At 72.6% G+C, this 19,903-nt stretch carries 17 protein-coding genes and 1 pseudogene; 8 read left to right on the top strand and 10 right to left on the bottom strand.

The annotated features are described in order from the left end of the window. The first annotated feature begins 196 nt into the window (after positions 1 to 196). The 6 genes from ACIGG8_RS15070 (at position 197) to ACIGG8_RS15045 (ending at position 7,044) form a co-directional block, all read left to right on the top strand. On the top strand, positions 197 to 1,762 hold the full coding sequence (locus ACIGG8_RS15070) for an amino acid permease (RefSeq protein ID WP_396548234.1): 1,566 nt from the start codon (positions 197 to 199) through the stop codon (positions 1,760 to 1,762). Then, a complete protein-coding gene (locus ACIGG8_RS15065; RefSeq protein ID WP_396548233.1) occupies positions 1,759 to 3,117 on the top strand; it encodes a glutamine synthetase family protein in 1,359 nt (452 codons plus the stop codon). The genes ACIGG8_RS15070 and ACIGG8_RS15065 overlap by 4 nt, the downstream gene beginning before the upstream one ends. Continuing rightward, positions 3,114 to 3,842, top strand: coding sequence for a gamma-glutamyl-gamma-aminobutyrate hydrolase family protein (locus ACIGG8_RS15060; protein ID WP_396548232.1), 729 nt, complete (start codon positions 3,114 to 3,116; stop codon positions 3,840 to 3,842). The genes ACIGG8_RS15065 and ACIGG8_RS15060 overlap by 4 nt, the downstream gene beginning before the upstream one ends. Further along, positions 3,839 to 5,212, top strand: a complete 1,374-nt coding sequence (locus ACIGG8_RS15055) for an aldehyde dehydrogenase family protein (RefSeq protein ID WP_350520759.1) — start codon at positions 3,839 to 3,841, stop codon at positions 5,210 to 5,212. The genes ACIGG8_RS15060 and ACIGG8_RS15055 overlap by 4 nt, the downstream gene beginning before the upstream one ends. 5 nt (positions 5,213 to 5,217) lie before the next feature. Next, positions 5,218 to 5,985: a 3-oxoacyl-ACP reductase gene (locus ACIGG8_RS15050; RefSeq protein ID WP_350520760.1), complete on the top strand. Its 768-nt coding sequence runs from the start codon at positions 5,218 to 5,220 to the stop codon at positions 5,983 to 5,985. A gap of 360 nt (positions 5,986 to 6,345) precedes the next feature. Continuing rightward, complete coding sequence (locus ACIGG8_RS15045; protein WP_396548231.1) at positions 6,346 to 7,044, top strand: hypothetical protein; 699 nt, start codon at positions 6,346 to 6,348, stop codon at positions 7,042 to 7,044. A 51-nt stretch (positions 7,045 to 7,095) separates the two neighbouring features. On the opposite strand, the gene ACIGG8_RS15040 is transcribed toward ACIGG8_RS15045, so the two are convergent. Then, positions 7,096 to 8,268, bottom strand: coding sequence for an alanine racemase (locus tag ACIGG8_RS15040; protein ID WP_396548229.1), 1,173 nt, complete (start codon positions 8,266 to 8,268; stop codon positions 7,096 to 7,098). 238 nt (positions 8,269 to 8,506) lie between these two features. On the opposite strand from ACIGG8_RS15040, the gene ACIGG8_RS15035 reads away from it, so the two are divergent. Next, a complete protein-coding gene (locus ACIGG8_RS15035; protein ID WP_396548228.1) occupies positions 8,507 to 9,652 on the top strand; it encodes an NADH:flavin oxidoreductase in 1,146 nt (381 codons plus the stop codon). 51 nt (positions 9,653 to 9,703) lie between these two features. Here the strand turns inward: ACIGG8_RS15035 and ACIGG8_RS15030 are convergent, their stop codons facing one another. Continuing rightward, positions 9,704 to 10,048, bottom strand: a complete 345-nt coding sequence (locus tag ACIGG8_RS15030; RefSeq protein WP_396548286.1) for an ArsR/SmtB family transcription factor — start codon at positions 10,046 to 10,048, stop codon at positions 9,704 to 9,706. Between the two features lie 273 nt (positions 10,049 to 10,321). Continuing rightward, on the bottom strand, positions 10,322 to 11,602 hold the full coding sequence (locus tag ACIGG8_RS15025) for an ATP-binding protein (protein WP_396548227.1): 1,281 nt from the start codon (positions 11,600 to 11,602) through the stop codon (positions 10,322 to 10,324). A 260-nt stretch (positions 11,603 to 11,862) separates the two neighbouring features. Here ACIGG8_RS15025 and ACIGG8_RS15020 point away from each other — a divergent pair, with 260 nt between their 5' ends. After that, on the top strand, positions 11,863 to 12,579 hold the full coding sequence (locus ACIGG8_RS15020; protein ID WP_396548225.1) for a flavodoxin family protein: 717 nt from the start codon (positions 11,863 to 11,865) through the stop codon (positions 12,577 to 12,579). 125 nt (positions 12,580 to 12,704) lie between these two features. Here ACIGG8_RS15020 and ACIGG8_RS15015 read toward each other — a convergent pair whose 3' ends face one another. From ACIGG8_RS15015 to ACIGG8_RS14985, 7 genes and pseudogenes are all read right to left on the bottom strand, one after another. Further along, a complete protein-coding gene (locus ACIGG8_RS15015) occupies positions 12,705 to 13,979 on the bottom strand; it encodes a M23 family metallopeptidase (RefSeq protein WP_396548223.1) in 1,275 nt (424 codons plus the stop codon). A gap of 283 nt (positions 13,980 to 14,262) precedes the next feature. Beyond that, on the bottom strand, positions 14,263 to 15,093 hold the full coding sequence (locus ACIGG8_RS15010) for an MBL fold metallo-hydrolase (protein ID WP_396548221.1): 831 nt from the start codon (positions 15,091 to 15,093) through the stop codon (positions 14,263 to 14,265). Next, on the bottom strand, positions 15,086 to 15,994 hold the full coding sequence (locus tag ACIGG8_RS15005; protein ID WP_396548219.1) for an NAD-dependent epimerase/dehydratase family protein: 909 nt from the start codon (positions 15,992 to 15,994) through the stop codon (positions 15,086 to 15,088). Before ACIGG8_RS15005 ends, ACIGG8_RS15010 begins: the two co-directional genes overlap by 8 nt. 44 nt (positions 15,995 to 16,038) lie before the next feature. Next, a complete protein-coding gene (locus ACIGG8_RS15000) occupies positions 16,039 to 17,268 on the bottom strand; it encodes a glycosyltransferase (RefSeq protein ID WP_396548284.1) in 1,230 nt (409 codons plus the stop codon). Positions 17,269 to 17,358: 90 nt separating this feature from the next. Continuing rightward, positions 17,359 to 17,679: pseudogene (locus ACIGG8_RS14995) on the bottom strand (nuclear transport factor 2 family protein); the annotation flags it as partial. Positions 17,680 to 17,698: 19 nt separating this feature from the next. Beyond that, positions 17,699 to 18,553, bottom strand: coding sequence for an SDR family NAD(P)-dependent oxidoreductase (locus tag ACIGG8_RS14990; RefSeq protein ID WP_396548217.1), 855 nt, complete (start codon positions 18,551 to 18,553; stop codon positions 17,699 to 17,701). A 125-nt stretch (positions 18,554 to 18,678) separates the two neighbouring features. Further along, positions 18,679 to 19,872, bottom strand: coding sequence for an MFS transporter (locus tag ACIGG8_RS14985; protein WP_396548215.1), 1,194 nt, complete (start codon positions 19,870 to 19,872; stop codon positions 18,679 to 18,681). Positions 19,873 to 19,903 lie beyond the last annotated feature (31 nt).

Genomic DNA, 19,903 nt, shown 5'->3' with positions numbered 1-19,903 from the left:
GACCGGTTTCCGGCACCTGTTCCCCCGTTTCTCTTGACGCGGCCCCGATGCAGCCGGAACGATGCTGCTCACCCACCCAATGGACTGATTCCAGACCATTGACGAGCCGTCCGACCGTCGAACCCGTCGGGGCGACCCGTGCCACGCCGTCGTGGCCCTGTGCTCCCCGGCACACCCTCAACCCCCAGGGGTGCCCATGACCGACGCACGCTCACCCGACCAGCCTGCCCCCGAAAAGTTTCCGCAGAACACCGCTCCCGTTTCCGCCGACGAACAACGGCTCCGCGAGCTGGGCTACACCCAGGAACTGGCCCGCTCGATGTCGGGCTTCTCCAACTTCGCCGTCTCCTTCTCCATCGTCTCGATCCTCTCCGGCTGCCTGACCCTGTACGGGACGGGCATGAAGACCGGAGGCCCGGCCCTGATCATCTGGGGCTGGCCGGTGGTCGGCCTGCTCACGCTCTGCGTCGGGCTCGCCATGGCCGAGATCTGCTCCAGCTACCCGACGGCCGGCGGCCTCTACTACTGGGCGGCCAAGCTGACCCGCACCCGCGGCCCGGCGTGGAGCTGGTTCACCGGCTGGTTCAACTTCCTCGGCCAGGTCGCGGTGACCGCGGGCGTCGACTTCGGCGCCGCGTTCTTCACCAACGCCTTCCTCACGCTGCGCTTCGGGATCGAGGCCAGCCCCGAGCACACCATGGAGATCTTCGCCGTCATCCTGCTGGTGCACGGCCTGCTCAACACCCGCGGGGTACGCCTGGTCGCCGTCCTCAACAGCGTGTCCGTGTGGTGGCACCTGGTGGGCGTCGCGATCATCGTCGGAGCGCTCGCCGTGCTCCCCGACCAGCACGCCTCGGCCTCCTTCGTGCTCACCGAGTTCGTCAACGGGACCGGCTTCCACAACCAGTTCTACGTGGCGATGATCGGCCTGCTGATGGCGCAGTACACCCTCACCGGCTACGACGCCTCCGCGCACATGACCGAGGAGACCCACGACGCCGCCCGGTCCGGCCCCCGCGGCATCGTCAACGCCATCACCGTCTCCCTGGCGGCGGGCTGGATCCTGCTGCTCGGCATCACCTTCGCGATCCGCGACTACGACGGCGCGCTCAACAGCGACACCCAGGTCCCGCCCGCGCAGATCTTCATCGACGCGATCGGCGACGGCGGCGCCCAGATCCTGCTGCTGATCGTCATCGGCGCCCAGTTCTTCTGCGGGATGGCCTCCGTCACCGCCAACTCCCGCATGATCTACGCCTTCTCCCGGGACGGCGCACTGCCCGGCTCCCGCCTGTGGCACCGCATCGACCCGCGCACCCAGACCCCGACCAACGCGGTCTGGCTCGCGACCGGCGGCGCCCTGCTGCTCGGACTGCCCGCGCTCTGGAACACCACCGCGTACACCGCCGTGACCTCCATCTCCGTCATCGGCCTGTACATCTCCTACGTCATCCCGGTGTACCTGCGGCTGCGCCAGGGCGAGGACTTCCAGCGCGGGCCCTGGCACCTGGGACGGTGGAGCCGGCCGATCGGCATCGTCGCGGTCGTCTGGACCGCGGTGATCACCGTCCTGTTCATGCTCCCCACCGCCAGCCCGATCACCGCCGAGAGCTTCAACTACACACCCGTCGCGGTGGCCGTCGTGGTCGGCTTCGCCGGCATCTGGTGGCTGGTCTCCGCCCGGCACTGGTTCACCGGGCCGCACGTCCACGGCACCCCGTCCGACCCCGACGCACTGGACACCGAACTGGAGGTCCGATGACCCGCCCCCGGCTCACCCTCGACGAGCTGCGCACCCGCGTCGCCGACGGGTCCGTCGACACCGTCGTGCTCGCCATGACCGACATGCAGGGGCGCCTCCAGGGCAAACGCGTCGCCGCCGAGTACTTCCTCGCCGACGTCGTGCCCGGCGCCGCGGAGGGCTGCGGCTACCTGCTGGCCGTCGACGTCGACATGAACACCGTCGACGGGTACGAGGTCTCCTCCTGGGAGAACGGCTACGGCGACCTGACGCTGCGCCCCGACCTCGCCACCCTGCGGACCATCCCCTGGCACCCCGCCACCGTCATGGTCCAGTGCGACGTCGTCCACCACGACGGCACCCCGGTCGCCGTCTCCCCCCGCCAGATCCTGCAGCGCCAGCTCGACCGGCTGGCCGGCTACGGCTGGCAGGCCCACGCCGCCACCGAGCTGGAGTTCATCGTCTTCCGGGACAGCTACGAACAGGCCTGGGACAAGGACTACACCCGGCTCACCCCGGCCAACCAGTACAACGTGGACTACTCCATCCTCGGCACCGGCCGGATCGAGCCCCTGCTGCGCCGGCTGCGCAACGGCATGGCCGGCGCCGGCCTCACCGTCGAGTCCGCCAAGGGCGAGTGCAACCTCGGCCAGCACGAGATCGCCTTCAAGTACGCCGACGCCCTCACCACCTGCGACGACCACTCCGTCTACAAGACCGGCGCCAAGGAGATCGCCGCCCAGGAGGGCTGCAGCCTCACGTTCATGGCGAAGTACGACGAACGCGAGGGCAACTCCTGCCACATCCACCTGAGCCTGCGCGACGAGCAGGGCACCCCGGTGTTCGCCGGTGACCGTCCGCACGGCTTCTCCCGCACCATGGAGCACTTCCTCGCGGGACAGCTCGCCTGCCTGGCCGACTTCGCCCTGCTGCTCGCCCCCACCGTCAACTCCTACAAGCGCTACGTGCCCGGCAGCTTCGCGCCGACCGCCATCGCCTGGGGCCGGGACAACCGCACCTGCGCCCTGCGCGTCGTCGGCCACGGCCAGTCGCTGCGCTTCGAGAACCGCGTCCCCGGTGGCGACGTCAACCCGTACCTCGCGGTCGCCGCCCTGATCGCCGCCGGACTGCACGGGGTCGAGCAGCAGCTCGAACTCGAACCGGAGTTCACCGGCAACGCGTACGCCTCCGCCGCGCCCCGGGTGCCCGCCACCCTGCGCGACGCGGTCGACGCGTTCGAACGCAGCGCCGTCGCCACCGAGGCCTTCGGCAAGGACGTCGTCCGGCACTACACCCACGCCGGACGCACCGAACTGGCCTCCTACGAGCGGGCGGTGACCGACTGGGAGCGGCGCCGCGGATTCGAGCGGCTGTGACCCGCGACAACCGCCGACGACCGCTGATCGGCATCACCAGCTACCAGGACGACGCCGCGTGGTCCGTCTGGAACCAGCGCGCCTCCCTCGTGCCCCAGACGTACGTCGACGCCGTCGTCCGCGCGGGCGGCACCCCGGTCCTGCTGCCGCCCCAACCCGGCGGCACCGACCACCTCCTCGACGCCCTGGACGGACTCGTGCTGGCCGGCGGCCCGGACGTCGACCCGGCCCGGTACGCGACGGACGCGGACCCGCGCACCGGCCCGCCACACCACGCCCGCGACGACTGGGAGAGCACCCTCCTGCACACCGCCCTGAGCCGGGACCTTCCGGTGCTCGGCGTCTGCCGCGGCATGCAGCTGCTCAACGTCGAACTCGGCGGCACCCTGCTCCAGCACCTGCCCGACGGCAGCCACCAGACCGTCCCCGCCCGCTACGTCCGCCACCGGGTCGCCCTGGTGGCGGGCAGCCGGCTCGCCGAGGTCCTGGGGCCCGACACCGAGGTCTCCTGCTACCACCACCAGGCCGTCGACCGGCTCGGCGCCGGTCTGCAGGTCACCGCCCGCAGCGCCGACGGCACCGTCGAAGGCCTCGAACTGGCCGGCCACCGCTTCGCGCTGGGCGTCCAGTGGCACCCCGAGACCAACCCCGACGACCTGCGCCTCTTCCAGGCCCTGGTCGCCGCCGGCCAGACCACCTCCACGCACAGGGAGACAGCTCCATGACCGAACCGGACCTCTACGAGGTCGTCAACCCCGCCACCGAGGAGGTGATCACCACCGTCGAACTGGCCGGCCTCGCCGAGACCGACGCCGCCGTCGCCCGCGCCCGCGCCGCCTTCGACACCTGGCGCCGGGTCGCCCCCGCCGACCGGGCCCGGCTGCTGCGCGCCTTCGCCGCCGCCGTCGACGCCGACCGCGAGCACCTCGCCGCCCTGGAGGTCGCCAACGCCGGCCACACCATCGGCAACGCCCGCTGGGAGGCGGGCAACGCGCGGGACGTCATCGAGTACTACGCCGCCGCGCCCGAGCGGCTGTTCGGCCGGCAGATCCCCGTCGCCGGCGGCATCGACGTCACCTTCCAGGAACCGATCGGCGTGGTCGGCGTCATCGTGCCGTGGAACTTCCCCATGCCGATCGCCGCCTGGGCCCTCGCCCCGGCGCTGGCGGCCGGCAACACCGTCATCGTCAAACCCGCCGAACTCACCCCGCTCACCGCCCTGCGCCTCGCCGAACTCGCCCTGCAGGCCGGGATCCCGGAGGGCGTGCTGCAGGTCCTGCCCGGCCGCGGCCCGGTCGTCGGACAGCGCTTCGTCACCCACCCCGACGTGCGCAAGGTCGTGTTCACCGGCTCGACCCGGGTCGGGAAGGAGATCATGGCGGGCTGCGCCGCCCAGGTGAAGCCCGTCACCCTCGAACTCGGCGGCAAGAGCGCCAACATCGTCTTCGCCGACGCCGACCTCGCCAAGGCCGCCGCGACCGCGCCCTACGCCGTCTTCGACAACGCCGGCCAGGACTGCTGCGCCCGCTCCCGGATCCTGGTCGAGGCGTCCGTCCTCGACGACTTCCTGGCGCTCCTGGAGCCGGCCGTCCGCGGCGTGCGGGTCGGCGACCCGGGCGACGAGAAGACCGAGATGGGGCCGCTGATCTCCGCCGCCCACCGGGAGCGCGTGGCCTCCTACGTCCCGGACGGATCGGCCGTCGCCTTCCGCGGCAGCGCCCCCGACGGGCCCGGCTTCTGGTACCCGCCGACCGTCCTCGCACCGGTCCGGCACGACGACCGCGCCTTCACCGAGGAGATCTTCGGCCCGGTCGTCGCGGTCGTCCCGTTCCGCGACGAGGAGGACGCCCTGCGCATCGCGAACGCCACCGAGTACGGGCTGTCCGGCTCCATCTGGACCAGGGACGTCGGGCGGGCCCTGCGGGTCTCGCGCGGCGTGGAGGCCGGCAACCTCTCCGTCAACTCGCACTCCTCGGTGCGCTACACCACGCCCTTCGGCGGCTTCAAGCAGTCCGGCCTCGGCCGCGAGCTCGGCCCGGACGCGCTGGACGCCTTCACCCAGACCAAGAACGTCTTCATCTCCACGGAGGAATGATCACCATGACCCAGCGACTCGACGGCCGGGTGGCCGTCATCACCGGCGCGGGCAGCGGCATCGGCCTGGCGACCGCCCGCCGCTTCGCCGCCGAGGGCGCCAAGGTGGTCTGCGTCGACCTCGACGCCGAGACCGGTGCCAAGGCCGCGAACGAGGTCGGCGGCCTGTTCATCCAGGCCGACGTCACCGACGAGGACGCGGTGCGCGACCTCTTCCAGCGGGCCGTCGACGAGTACGGCCGGCTCGACATCACCTTCAACAACGCGGGCATCTCCCCGCCGGACGACGACTCCATCCTCACCACCGGCCTGGACGCCTGGAAGCGGGTCCAGGAGGTCAACCTGACCAGCGTCTACCTGTGCTGCAAGTACGCGATCCCGCACATGCAGCGCCAGGGCAAGGGCTCGATCATCAACACCGCCTCCTTCGTCGCCGTGATGGGCGCGGCCACCTCGCAGATCTCCTACAGCGCCTCCAAGGGCGGCGTGCTGGCCATGTCCCGCGAGCTGGGCGTGCAGTTCGCCCGCGAGGGCATCCGGGTCAACGCCCTGTGCCCCGGCCCGGTGAACACCCCGCTGCTGCAGGAACTGTTCGCCAAGGACCCGGAGCGGGCCGCCCGCCGCCTGGTCCACATCCCGCTCGGCCGCTTCGCCGAGCCCGAGGAGATCGCCGCCGCGGTCGCCTTCCTCGCCTCCGACGACTCGTCCTTCATGACCGCCAACACCTTCCTCGTCGACGGCGGCATCTCCGGCGCCTACGTGACGCCGCAGTAACGGCCGGCCCCGCGAGCGGCCGATCACGGGTCGGGGCGACGCGGCGCGCACGGCACAGCACAGGGGGAAGGGGGCGTCCGCCGGAACGGACGCCCCCTTCCCGCGTTCCCGGGGCTCCGCGGCCTCACGGCCCCGGGCCCGGCGGGTCAGCGCACGGTGACGGTGAAGACCGGGGAGGCGGTGTCCGCTGACGATGCGCAGCTCGTTCAGGCCACTGAGGCCGAGCTTCACGCCGAGCGAGTAGGAGCCGTTGCGGGCGGTGGTGACGGAGGCCGGCAGCGAACAGTCGGCGATCGTGTGCCGCACGGCGCGCGGCGGCGGCAACACCGCGCAGCCGGGTCGGCGAGGTGACAATGAGGCATGCCACCAAGCCCCGGCCCAGCCGGTCCGCCGCCGGTCACACCCGCTCCGGCCACCGAGCGGGGCGAGCACTGGTGGCCCGTGGGGCTGGCGGTCGCGACCGCCGCGATGCTCCACGTGGCACTGCCGGCGTCGTACCGGCTGGACCCCGTCTGGCTGGTTCCGGTGGTGATGTTCACGCTGCTGGCGGTCCTGGTCATCGGTGACCCCGGGCGGATCGACCGTCAGAAGACCTGGCTGCGGGTGGTCACCGAGGCCCTGATCGCCTTCGTCACCGCGTCGAACCTGCACGCGGGCATCCACCTGGTGACGGACATCCTGACCGACAACAAGCTGTTCGCCAACAACGCCACCGGCCTGCTGGCCACCGGGGGCGTGACCTGGGTGACGAACGTGATCGCCTTCGCGCTCTGGTACTGGGACCTGGACCGCGGCGGCGCCGCCGCCCGCGCCAACCGGCCCGACGTGCCGCCCACCTTCGTGTTCCCCGAGATGCAGCACAGCGTCCACGCGCCGCCCGACTGGATGCCGAACTTCACCGACTACCTGTCACTGTCCTTCTGGACCGCGACCGCCTTCAGCCCCACCGACATCTCCGCGATCAGGAGGTGGGCCAAGCTGCTGATGATGGTGGAGGCCGCGACCTCCCTCATCCTGGCCGGCCTGGTGATCGCCCGCGCGATCAACATCCTGCAGTGAAGCCGGATCCCGCGGTGAGGCGGGATCCGGCCCCTGGGAAGGGTGCCCCGGTCAGGCGTTCTTGCCGCGGGCGGCCACCCGCCAGCGGTCCACGAGCTCGCCGGCCCGGACCACCGCGACGTCGTCGACGAGGTTCACCGCGACGCAGACGTGGTTGGGGACCACCCGCAGCCGCTCCCCCAGCGCGGGCAGGTCGCTGCCGTCGGGCCACACCACGGTGGAGTGGTGCTCGGAGAGCGCCGTGATGCGGGCCTCGGGGTGGTCCATGAGCCGGCCGAAGCCCGTCGCCCAGGCGGACCGGTCACCGCCGAGGACCTTGCTGCCCGCGTCCAGGACGACCCGCCGGGGTGTGGTGTCGTCCCCCTCGTGCCTGCTGACGACGGTCGCGGCGACCGTCAGCGCGATGTCCGCGAGGGTGCACCGTCCGAGTTCGAACTGCTGGGCGTCGCCGAACACGTAGACGCCCGGCCGCACCTCGGTGAGCGCCGGGTCACCAACCGGCTCCGCGCTCCCGACCGGCTCCGCGCTCGCGCCCTGCTCCGCGCCCGCGCTCGCCCCCGCTGCCCCGGTCAGCTCCGCGGTCGGCGTGGATCCACCGCTCACCCGCGTGATCTCGAAGCCGTCGGCGGCCAGTAGTCCGGCCGCCCGGCCGAGGGCCTGCTGCTCCTCCTCGACCGCCTTCGCGGGCATGCCCGGCGCGTAGCTGTGCCCCGGGAAGGTGAACACCCCGCCGACGCGGAGCCCCGCCGCGGCCGCCGCCCGGGCCACCACCACGGCCTGCTCCGGCAGGACACCGCTGCGGTGGTGGCCGCTGTCGATCTCCACCACGGCCTCGATGTCGCCGGCCGCGGACCCGAGGTGACGGCCCGCCGCCTCGGCCCCCTCGACGGAGTCCACCCCGATCGCGATCCGCGCCGTGCCGGCGAGCCGCCGCAGCCGCTCCGCCTGCCGGGGCCCGATCCACAGCGGATAGGCGATGAAGAGGTCGGTGGCGCCGTGCTCGGCGAAGACCTCGGCCTCCCCGATGGTCGCCACCGTCAGCCCGACCGCCCCCGCCGCGAGCTGCCGCGCGGCGATCTCCGGCATCTTGTGGGTCTTGGCGTGGGGACGCAGCCGCAGGCCCTTGGCCCGCAGTGCCGCCGCCATGCGCTCGATGTTCCGTTCGAGCACCTCCAGGTCGACCACGATGTCCGGAGTGTCGATCTCCGCCGGGATTCCGCTCATCTGCGTTCCTTTCGATTCGAACCGCACCGGACATGATCGCCGACATGTCGAGCACGGTCACCCCCGCCCGCTCGGCCAGCTGAGCGGTCGACGCGCGACCGCCGATCCCCACTGGCGGGCAGTGGCGCGGATCACAGCGGGAACCGCGCGGCCGACGAAATGCCGAAGCCGTGGAGGTGGTTGGCACGGGCAACCGTTTCCGCTCCGGCGCACACCACCGGTACCCGCGAGGATCCCCATGACCGTCACCGAGCCCGTCCCGTCCACCGAGCCCGCCTCCTCCCGCGCGGCCGAGATCCTGTCCCGGCCCGTCACGATCAACGGGCTGACCGTGCCCAACCGCATCGTGATGGCGCCGATGACCCGCAGGTTCTCCCCGGGCGGCGTGCCCGGCGAGGACGTCCGCTCGTACTACGCCCGCCGCGCCGCCGCGGGCGTCGGTCTGATCGTCACCGAGGGGACGTACGTCGGCCACGAGTCCGCCGGCCAGACCGACGACATCCCGCGCTTCCACGGCGAGGAGCAGCTGGCCGGGTGGGCCCGCGTCGCCGAGGACGTCCACGCGGCGGGCGGCACCATCGTGCCGCAGCTCTGGCACATCGGGATGGTGCGCAAGCAGGGCGACCCGCCGGTCGCCGACGCCCCCGCCGTCGGCCCGTCCGGCATCCGCCTGGACGGCACCGAGGGAACGGGCCGGGCGATGACCCGCGCCGACCTGGACGCCGTCATCGGCGCGTTCGCCGAGGCCGCCGCGGCCGCCGAGCGGATCGGCTTCGACGGCGTCGAGCTGCACGGCGCCCACGGCTACCTGCTCGACCAGTTCCTGTGGGCGGGCACCAACCGCCGCACCGACGAGTACGGCGGCGACCCGGTCGCCCGGACGAAGTTCACGGCCGAGCTCGTCGCCGCGGTGCGCGCCGCCGTCTCGCCGGAGTTCCCGGTGATCTTCCGCTACTCGCAGTGGAAGTCGGAGAACTACGACGCCCGCCTCGCCGAGACCCCGCAGGAGCTGGAGGCGATCCTCACCCCGCTCGCCGAGGCCGGCGTCGACGCGTTCCACGCCTCGACCCGCCGCTACTGGCTCCCCGAGTTCGACGGCTCGGACCTCAACCTGGCCGGCTGGACCAGGAAGCTCACCGGCCGCCCCACCATCACCGTCGGCTCGGTCGGCCTCGACGGCGACTTCGTCCGCGCCTTCATGGGCGAGGGCGCCCCGGTCCAGGGCATCGACAACCTGCTCGACCGCCTGGAGCGCGACGAGTTCGACCTGGTCGCCGTCGGCCGCGCCCTCCTCCAGGACCCGCAGTGGGCCGCCAAGGTCCTCTCCGGCCGCTTCGCCGACCTGCTCCCCTACGACGCCGCCGCGGTCCGCACCCTCAGCTGACCACCCCTCCCGGGGCCCCGCCCGACCGGGCGGGGCCCCGCGTCACGACGATCAGCCGGGCGTGGGACCGGCGCCGGGGCGCAGGTCGTCGAGGAGTTCGGCGCGGTCGGTCAGCAGGGCGGCGAGGATGGCGCGGGCGACGGCCAGGAGTTCGCCGATCTCGGGGCTGGTGAGCCGGTAGACGACGGCGGCGCCCTCGCGGTGGGAGACCACGACGCCGGCGCGGCGCAGGATGGCGAGCTGCTGGGAGAGGTGGGCCGGCTCGACGCCGACCTCGGGCAGCAGTTCGGCGACGGCGTGCTCGCGTTCGCTCAGGAGCTCCAGGACGCGGATGCGCACGGGGTGGCCGAGGGTTTTGAAGAACTCGGCCTTGTGCTGGTAGAGCGGCACGGCAATGACCGAGGGCCTGCGCGGCGAGTCGGCCGTCATGGGATTCACCGCCCCTGCCGGGCGCTGGTTGGGCTTGGCTTCATCGGTGGAGACTGTAGCAACGTGGTCGAACGGCCTGGTCAGCGTGGGGCGAGGGCGGTCGGCCCGGACTATTTGCCAATATTAGCAACTGCTAAGCTACGCAACGTGGCAGGCTCCGGAAGCGTCTGTCGCGACGTGGCCGCCCCGGAACCGACGCCGGGGCGGCCACGGCTTTCCCGCCAGGTCCGCCCGGTCCTCTCAGGTCCGGACGTGTCGCTCGATGTCCTCGTTGAAGGTCTCCAGGGCCTGCGCGGTCAGGGTGGGGCGCGTGGCGGCGATCGCCGCGAGGAAGTCGTCGGTGCCGGCGGGGAGCCCGGTGCGGTGGGTGATCTCGTTCTCGAAGGCCTGCTGGGAGCCCTTGCGGGCGGCGTACTCGATGTCGGCGGGGGTGAACATCTCGCTGGCGGAGACCAGCCTGTCGATGTCGACGCGCTGCGCGCTCGGCCCGAGGTAGCGGCGCCAGATCGCCTCGCGCGCGACGGCGTCGGGCGGACCGACGGGGATGATGTAGTCGAAGCGGCCCGGCCGAAGGAACGCCGAGTCGAGGGTGCGCAGCGAGTTGGTGGCGCAGATCAGCAGCCGGTCGTCGTGGTCGCGGAACGCCGGGATGAGCTTGAGGAGCTCATTGGTGACACCGTGTCCGGGGTCGACGGCGGTGCCGGAGCGGGCGGCGGCGATCTCCTCGACCTCGTCGATGAAGAGCAGCACGCTGGAGAGATCGGCCAGGTCCGCGAAGACCTCACGCAGCGAGGCCGCGAGGGCCCCGTCGGCGTCGGCCGCCAGCCGGGACGGGAACAGCTCCACGAACGGCCAGCCCAGCCGTGAGGCGACCGCCTTGGCGAACGTGGTCTTCCCGGTTCCGGGCGGACCGAAGAGGATGACCGCCTTGGGCGGGCGGACGCCGTAGCTCTCGGCCAGCTCCGGCTCCGTGAGCGGGAGCACGATCCGCCGTTCGATGGCGTCCTTGGCCGCGTGCATCCCCGCGAGCCGCTCCCACAGCCCGTGCGGCATGACCCGGCCGCCGAGCTGGGCGAGCAGCCCGGCGTCTCCCGCGTCCGGGTGTTCCAGCTTCTCGTAGTAGACCAGCCCGCTCACCTGGCGGTAGCCGGAGTTCTCCAGGGCCGCCGTCCCGGTCGAGCCGGGGGTGAGGACCGCGCTGAACCGCCGCACTCCCTTCGCGCGCAGGCGTTGTTCGACCTGGGTGATCAACGCGCTGCCGAGGCCACGGTTGCGCCACGCGCCGGACAGGGCCACGATCATGATCCATCCGCGTTCGCCCTCGGCACGGGCGACCGCCATGCCGACCAGCTCCTCCCCGACCAGGGCGACCACGGCCGGCTGTCCCCCGCGGGCCGCGGCGACGACGTCGGAGACGGGGAAGACCGGGAGGGACAGGTCGGCGTGCCGGCCCTGGTCCCACAGCTGGATCGCCTGGTCCAGGTCGTCGTCGTGGAAGTCCCGCAGGTGCCACACTGGCACGGCTTCCTCCTCGGCCCCCGAGCCCCTGCACGGCCCCGGTGCGCTGCGCCCGCGAAGGCTGTCCCTCGCCCCGGTCCCCCTCGGGGCCATTGTCCGCGCGGCGGTCGCGGCGGGCGACCAGAACCGACCGAAAGGCAGGCCGTCAGGCGTCCGGCCCAGCTCCGCGGGCGCCCGCCGCACCGGACTGGTGAGCTGTGCGGGGAGTCCACGACCCGACCACGACCCCGACCGGGCTCCCACGGCTCCTGGAGGAGGACTTCGTGCCGGACCCGACGACGTCGTACGCCGACCTGCGCGCGCTGGTGATCAACTGCACGCTGAAGCGTTCCCCGGAGCGCAGCCACACCCAGGGCCTGATCGACGTCAGCACCGGCATCCTGGAACGCCAGGGTGTCCAGGTCGACGTCCTGCGCGCGGTGGACATCGACATCGCGACGGGCGTCTGGCCGGACATGACCGAGCACGGCTGGGAGACCGACGAGTGGCCGGTGATCTACTCCCAGGTGATGGCCGCCGACATCCTCACGCTGGCCGGACCGGTCTGGCTCGGGGACAACTCCTCCGTGATGAAGAAGGTCATCGAGCGGCTCTACGCCTGCTCGTCGATCCTCAACTCCGAGGGCCAGTACGCCTACTACGGCCGGGTCGGCGGCTGCCTGATCACCGGCAACGAGGACGGCGCCAAGCACTGCGCGATGAACGTCCTCTACAGCCTCCAGCACCTCGGCTACACCATCCCGCCGCAGGCCGACGCCGGCTGGGTCGGCGAGGCCGGCCCCGGGCCCTCCTACCTCGACACCGGCTCCGGCGGCCCGGAGAACGACTTCACCAACCGCAACACCACCTTCATGACCTGGAACCAGCTCCACCTCGCCCGCATGCTCAAGGACGCCGGCGGCATCCCCGCCCACGGCAACCAGCGCTCCGAGTGGGACGCCGGCTGCCGCTTCGACTCCGACAACCCCGAGCACCGCTGAAGCTGCGGGTCCAGGAACCTGCGCTGCCCGCGCTGGGCGGGCAGGAGGCCGGGAGCCGAAGGCCGGGAGCGGCCGTTGCGGGGGCTGATACTGGCCTTGGCCCTGTCAGCCCCCGCAACGTCCGGTCAGAACTCCAGCACCTCGCGGTCGAGCGGGTACTGGTCACGGTGGGGGCCCTCGTACGGTGAGGGTGTGATCGGGAGGACGCCGGTCGGTTGCAGGCCCAGGTTGTCGTCCCAGATCCGGGGTTCGACCTGTCCGAGGACGCGGAAGCTCCGGAAGGTGAACGGCGGGCTGTCGGTCGGGAAGAACTCGGCCGTGGTGGTCACCTGGAAGTGCAGGTGGGGCGTGGTGGAGTTGCCGCTGTTGCCGATCAGTCCGAGGACCTGGCCGGGTTCGACGCAGTCGCCCTCCCGGACGTCGAGGGTGCCGGCTTCGAGGTGGGCGTAGAGCAGGTAGCGGCCCGGTGCGACTTCCAGGGTGATGTGGTTGCCGACGGTGTCCTCGATCGGCGGGACGGGCGGCGTGACGGGCGGCGGGTTGTCCGGGATCCCGTCCTGGACCTCCACCACTCTGCCGCCGGCCGCGGCCACGACCGGCTGGCGGTAGCTCAGGTAGCTGGTGAGCCGCGCGGGGTCGCCCTCCCAGGCCTGCCCCTGCTCGCCGAGCCGGTACCAGTCGATCGCGAAGCGCTGCGGCACGTCGAAGCGGCCGTTGATCGGGGCGAGGCCTCGCCGGTGGTGGGTGTTGCCGCAGCAGGATTCGCTGGCGTACCAGGTGCCGGGGCGGACGGGCGCGTTCAGGTTCAACGGCGCGGTGCGGGAGGTCGGGGTGGCCTGTACCGTCTCCTCGAACGCGGACGGGCCGGAGGGGGTCAGGACGGCACCCGAGAGGTGGTGTTCGAGGACCTCGGGCACCGGCTGACCGCGGTCGAGGGTCAGGTCGAGCCAGATGATCCACTGCTGGGAGCCCTGGATGACGGTCGGCGTGGGCCCCGGGGGCGCCGGGGTGTACGCGTCCGCACCGGGCAGGGGGTCGCCCACCGGATTGGCGGCGTCGGCCAGCGGCTGCCCGCTCAGCGAGCCGATGACCTGGTGGGTGCGGGCGTCCTGGACGTCGACCCGGTCGAGCCGCAGCGGGGTGCTGGTGGACAGTGCGCTCGTGGTGAGCAGTTCGTAGGAGAGGTGCGTCCTGCCGTCCGTGGCGTCGAACGGCGTCGGCTCGGTCATCACCGCGGCCGTCAACGGCGTGAACTGGGTGCCGGGTGCCAGGGCGGCCGCGCCGGTCCCGAATCCCGGTCCCGCGGCGGCCACCAGCGCGGCGGCCGCGACCACGGCGGCGGCGCGTCCGCGACGTCGAGGGCTGCGGCTGGTGCGGTTGCGAGGGTCACGCTCTGCCATTGTGCTCTTTCGTCCGTCGGGCCCGGGGCCGTGAACGACGCCGGCACGCCCCGCACCGCGGCGCAGGCTCATGTAACCGGGCGGCCCGCCGCTTCGGCCGGAGGCCGCCGAGGTCGGCTGCCGAACTACACCCGTCCAGCCGCATCGACAGCCCGACAGCCTGCCGGGGGACGGTGCCGAAGGCCCCGTGATGTCCGAGGCCGGGCGCTGTGCCCGTCCGCCCGGCAGGCCGGTCGTTCTGCAGCGTGCTGCGGTCAGTGCTGGTGGACGTGTTCCGTCGTCGTCATGAGCGGGACTCCATCGGCAGCGCCTGTTCGAAGCGCAGGTACCGGTCCACCGACCTGGCCAGGACCTCGTTGCCGTCGCTTGTGACGACGCGGTCCCACCACGCCCCGTAGATCCGCTCGAAGCGGTAGCCGGCGAGCAGTTCGCCGGCGGCGCGCACGGCGTCGGGGCGCTCCGGGATGTGGTTGGCGTAGCTGTACATGATCGTGACCCAGCGGCGGTCCGGGCAGACGTTGACCACGTCGCCCGTGAACAGCGCGCCCTCCCCCGTGTTCCGGTGCATGACCGTGCTGCCCGGGAAGTGGATTCCGGGGTTGATCAGCGTCAGTTCGTCGGTCAGCCGGTGGGTCCGGCCGTTCCAGAAGTGCAGGGCGGGGTCGGGGCGGCCGACCCACTGCCGGTCGGCCTCGTGCAGGTACACGGGCGCGTCGAAGGCGTGGGCCCACTCGACGACGGCGGAGTAGAAGTGCGGGTGGCTGACGACGATCGCGTCGATCCCGCCGGCCTTCTCCACCTCGCGGATCACCGCGTCGTCGAGGTAGGGCACGCAGTCCCACAGCACGTTGCCGCCGGCCGTGCGCACGAGCAGGGCCCGCTGGCCGATGGCGAAGGAGGGGGTGCAGCCGATGCCGAGCACGTCCGGGCCCTGCTCCTCGAAGCGTCCCTCGTGGCCCTTGGCACGCAGTTCGGCGAGGCTGGTCCACTGCTGGCCGTCGGCCCCGACGTACTGGCGTTCGTCCAGGCAGACCGGGCAGTCGGGGCGGGTGGCGGCGTACTGGGTGCCGCAGGTGCGGCAGATGGGCAGGGTGGAGCCGGTGAGGTCAGCCACGGTCGCCTCCGGTCATCTCGGTCATCTCGGTCATCTCGGCCGGCTCGGCCAGCTCGGTCAGGACGTACGGGCGGCTGGGCCGCCAGCCCAGCTCGGTGACGGCGCGGCGCCCGGACACGACCTGGTTCAGCGCCAGGGCCTCGGCGAACGGGGCGCCCACGACGTCGGCTGCGTGCTCCTGCGGCCAGGTCTCGGCCCGGCCGGTGCCCCCCGCGGCGATGTCGGTGGCGGCGGCGAGCGCGGCGACCGGCACGGCCTCGTGGGCCACGCCGTGCAGCACGCTCCCCGGCTCGGCCTTGGTCAGGGCCAGCACGAACAGCTCGGCGAGGTCGTCCACGTGCACCATCGGCCAGCGGGTGGCCGGCGAGCCGACGTACCGGCCGGTGCCGTGCTCCTTCGCCCAGCCGGTCATCAGGCCGGGTATGCCGCCACCGTGGCCGTACACGATGCCGGGCCGCAGCACCACGGCGCGCACGTCCCCGGCGGTGGTCGCCAGGACGCGCTGCTCGATGCGCGGGCGGTAGCCGACGATGGCGATCGCGTCCGTGGCGGCGTCCTCGTCGACCGCGGTGTCCCCGGTGGCGCCGAGCACCCACACACCGCTGGTGTACACGAACGCCCGCCCGGTGCCGCGCAGCCGCTCGGTCAGCGCGTCCACGGCCGCCGCGTCCGCCGTCTCGTCGCCGGTCGGCGTGGCGAGGTTCAGCACGGCATCGATGTCATCGGTGACGGCGGCCCGCAGCGAAGCCGGGTCGCCCAGATCACCCACGCGCGACGCCGCGTCGGGGCCGAGCCGCCCGGCGTCCTTGACGAAGTGGACCACCTGGTGGCCGTCCGCCGTCAGCCGCCGTGTCACGGCGGACCCGATGTAGCCGGTGGAACCCAGTACGAGTACCTTCACGTTTCTTCCTTTCGAATGATCGACAGAAGTGCGACAGCAGGGGGTTACGAGGGATCGACGGTGTTCCGCAGCAGCTCCGCGGCCACCGTCGCGCCGTCGGTGCGGATCGCGGCGGCCAGGTCCCTCGCCCGTGCGCGGGTGCCGGGGGTCAGGGCCTCGCCGAGCGCGGCGGACAGGGAGTCGAGGGTCAGGGTCGGACCCTCGTGCACCACGCCGATGCCCAGCTCGGCCACCCGGCCGGCCCAGTACGGCTGGTCCGCCATCTGGGGCACCACGACCTGGGGTGCACCGGCCCGGGCGGCTGTCGTGGTGGTACCGGCGCCGCCGTGGTGCACGACGGCGGCGACCCGGCCGAACAGCGCCCGGTGGTTGACCTCGCCGACCGGGAAGCAGTCGCCGTCCTCGTCGGTCGGCGCCAGGTCGGCCCAGCCGCGGGAGAGGAGGATGCGGTGCCCCCGGGCGCGGACCGCCTCGACGGCCGCCCGGGCGACGTCCGGCGCTTCGCGCACGGGCATGCTGCCGAAGCCCACGTAGACGGGTGGTTCGCCGGCGTCCAGGAAGGCCTCCAGCTCGGCGGGGAGCGGCCGTTCGTCCGGCCGGATCCATGCCCCGGTCTGCACCACGTCGAGGTCCGCGGACTGCGGCCAGGGGCTGAGGAGCGGGTCCGCCGCCAGCCACGGACGGTCGGTGAGGACGTGGTCGCGGACGTCGTCCACCGGCGGCAGACCGACGGCCGCCCGGTGGGTGTCGATCGCCGCGCCGAACAGCGCGTTCAGGTGTTCCGCGTTCTGGTCCCAGAGCACGCGGTTGTCGGTCTCGTCCGGCGGGAGCGGCCGGCCCGGCCACGCGAGCGGCGGGTGGTGCGGCGACGGCAGATAGCTCGGGAAGAAGGCGACGAACAGGTAGCGGATGCCCAGTTCCTCGGCCGCCGACCGGGCAGCGGCGGCTGCCGGGATCAGACCGGTCGCCACCACTGCGTCGCATCCCTCGGCTGCCGCGACGACGGATTCGTACGTGGCGGTGACCATCCGGGCCGCGCGCTCGGACAGGCTCTCCGCCGGGGGCTTGGCCGTGCCGGTCACCGCCTTGGTCGCCGTCTCGCGCAGCGACCGGCCGAGCGGCACCAGGGGGATGCCGGCGTCGGCCGACAGTTCCGCGAAGTCGGGTGGGGCGCACACCCGTACCTCGGCGCCGAGGTCGCGCAGGGCGGTGCCGAGTCCGAGCATCGGCTCGACGTCCCCGCGCGAACCGTACGCCACCAACAACACACGCATGCCTTGGCTCCTGATGGTGTCCGTGGATTCGGCCTCTCCCGGCCGGCTGCCGTCCGAGGTCTTGCCGTAGCCGAGGGCCTCGACGATCAGGCCGTCCCGGACGAGGGTGAGCGTCACGCCGCGGACCGTGTCGGCCGGGCCGTCGCCGAAGCGGCACCGCCAGCGGACGGTCGCCCGCTCACCGGTGATGACGACGGCCTCCGGCTCGTACTGCCTGGTGCGGTCCTCGGCGAGCGCCCGGCACAACTGCAGGCACGCGGCGCGGCCTTCGTAGCGGGCCCCGTCGGGGGCGGGCTGTTTCGTCTCCATCACGCAGTCGTCGGCGAGCAGGTCGACGAGCAGCGAGACGTCGTGGTGGATGAAGGCGCGGTTGAAGCGGTGGACGACGTCGGCCGTGGTGCGGAACGACATGTTGCCTCTTCCCGGGCCGTCAGGCCGGACCGGTGATCGCGTGTTCCGCGGCGCGGCTGACGTGTTCCCACGCCGCCCAGGTGTTCATGCGGGTGCGGGCGATGTCGAAGGCGAGGTCGTAGACCATGCTGCCCAGGAGGAGGCGCAGCGGCGGCTCGTCGCTGTCGACCAGCTCGATCAACGCGGCCGCGGCGAGCTTCGGATCGCTGTCGACCGAGCCCTCGGCGAACTGCTCGGCCAGCTTCTCCCGGAGCGGCGCGTACGCCTCCAGGGGGCTCGTGCTGTGCATCGCGGTGTAGAGGTCGGTCCAGTAGCCGCCGGGCTGGAGGATGCTCACCTTGGCCCCGAAGGAGGCGGCTTCCGCTGCGAGGGCTTCGCTGAGGCCTTCCAGGGCGAACTTGCCGGCGCTGTACAGGCCGGTGCTGGGGAAGCCGCCCAGGGCGGCGATGCTGGAGACCTGCACGAGGTGACCGGAGCCCTGTTCGCGCAGCACGGGCATGACGGCCTGGCTCACCCAGAGCGCGCCGAAGAAGTTGACGTCCAGCTGGGCGCGCGCCTCGGCCTCGGTGAACTCCTCGACCATGCCCATCGAGAGCATTCCGGCGTTGTTGACGACGATGTCGAGCCGTCCGAAGTGGCCGACCGCCGCGGCGACGGCGGCGAACACGGCGTCCCGGTCGGTCACGTCCAGCGTCAGGGGCAGGACCCGTCCGGGGTGGGCGCTCGCGAGCTCGTCCAGCGCGGTCGTGGTGCGGGCGGCGGCCACGATGCGGTCGCCGGCCGTCAGGGCCGCCTCGGCGAAGGCGCGGCCGAGACCGCGGCTGGCGCCGGTGATGAACCAGACGCGGCTGGTGGGTCGGGCGGGGGTGTGCATGGCGGTGCTCCTGTCTTCGGGAGATCGTGAGGGTGTGGGTGGTCGGGCGAATGCGGCACTTGTTCAGGCACGCCGGGCGGATGCGGCACGCTGTGCAAGCGCGCCGGTCGGACGCAGCACGCTGTTCAGGCGCGCGGTGCGCTCCGGACGGCGAGAACGGTGAGGAGGGCGAAGAGGGCCCCAGCCGTCAGGACGGCGCTCGTGCCGAGGCCGGTGGCGACGACTCCGCCGAGCAGGGCCCCGAGGGCGATGGCCAGGTTGTAGACGGAGGTGTTCAGGGCGGTGGCCGCCTCGGCCGAGTCGGGTGCCGCCTTGAGGATCCACGTCTGGACGCCGACGGGCACGCCGCCGAAGGCCAGTCCCCAGCCCAGCAGCAGCAGGGTCCCGCCGACCGGGGTGCGGCCGGCGAGGGGAAAGACCGCGAGGACCGCGGTGAGCAGGACGCTGAGGGTGACGATGGTCGCGCGGACGTTCCGCTCCGCGGCCGCACCGGCGAGGAAGTTGCCCAGGATGCCGGCGACGCCGAAGCCGAGCAGGAGCGGGCCGATCGCGCCCTCGCCGATCCCCGAGACGGTCCGCAGGACCGGGCTGACGAAGGTGAAGGCGGCGAAGTGGCCGCCGACCAGGAGGAACGTGGCGATGACGCCGGCGCGTACCACGGGGTGGCGGAACTGCTGCGGCAGGGTGCGCAGCTGGACGACCTGTCGGGCGGGCATCGAAGGCAGCAGGAAGAGCAGGCCCACCAGCACGAGGAGGCCCAGTGCGCCCGCGGCCACGAACGCGGTGCGCCAGTCCGCGAGGCCGCCGATCAGCGTCCCGGCCGGTACGCCGAGGACGTTGGCCGCCGTGGCGCCGCCGAAGACCACCGACATGGCCCGGGGGACGAACCGGTCCGGCACCAGCCGCACGGCGAGGCCGGCGGCGAGCGACCAGAAGCCGCCGATGCTGATCCCGATGAGGAAGCGCGCGCCCAGCAGGACGGTGAAGTCGGATGCCACGGCCGACAGTCCGTTGGCCAGGACCATCAGGGTGATCAGGCCGATCAGCGCGACCCGCCGGTCGAGCCGTCCGATCGCCACCGGGAGCAGCGGCGCCGTGACGGAGGCGACCAGGCCGGGGACGGTCACCATCAGGCCCGCGGTGCCCTCGGAGACGTGGAGGTCTCCTCCGACGAGGGGAAGCAGCCCCACCGGCAGTGACTCGACCGTCACCAGCGCGAACGTCCCGACCGCCATGGTGACGACGGCGAGCCAGCTCGTGAGAGGCACCCGGTCGCCGCCTGACGTGGTGGGTGACTTCTCGGTGTCGACGATGGTCATGGCACTCCGGTCCGGTAGGGGTTGGGGTCTG

It is taken from the genome of Kitasatospora sp. NPDC085464 (assembly GCF_044541955.1).
Lineage (GTDB): Bacteria > Actinomycetota > Actinomycetes > Streptomycetales > Streptomycetaceae > Kitasatospora.
This window is presented reverse-complemented; position numbering and strand designations above follow the sequence as displayed.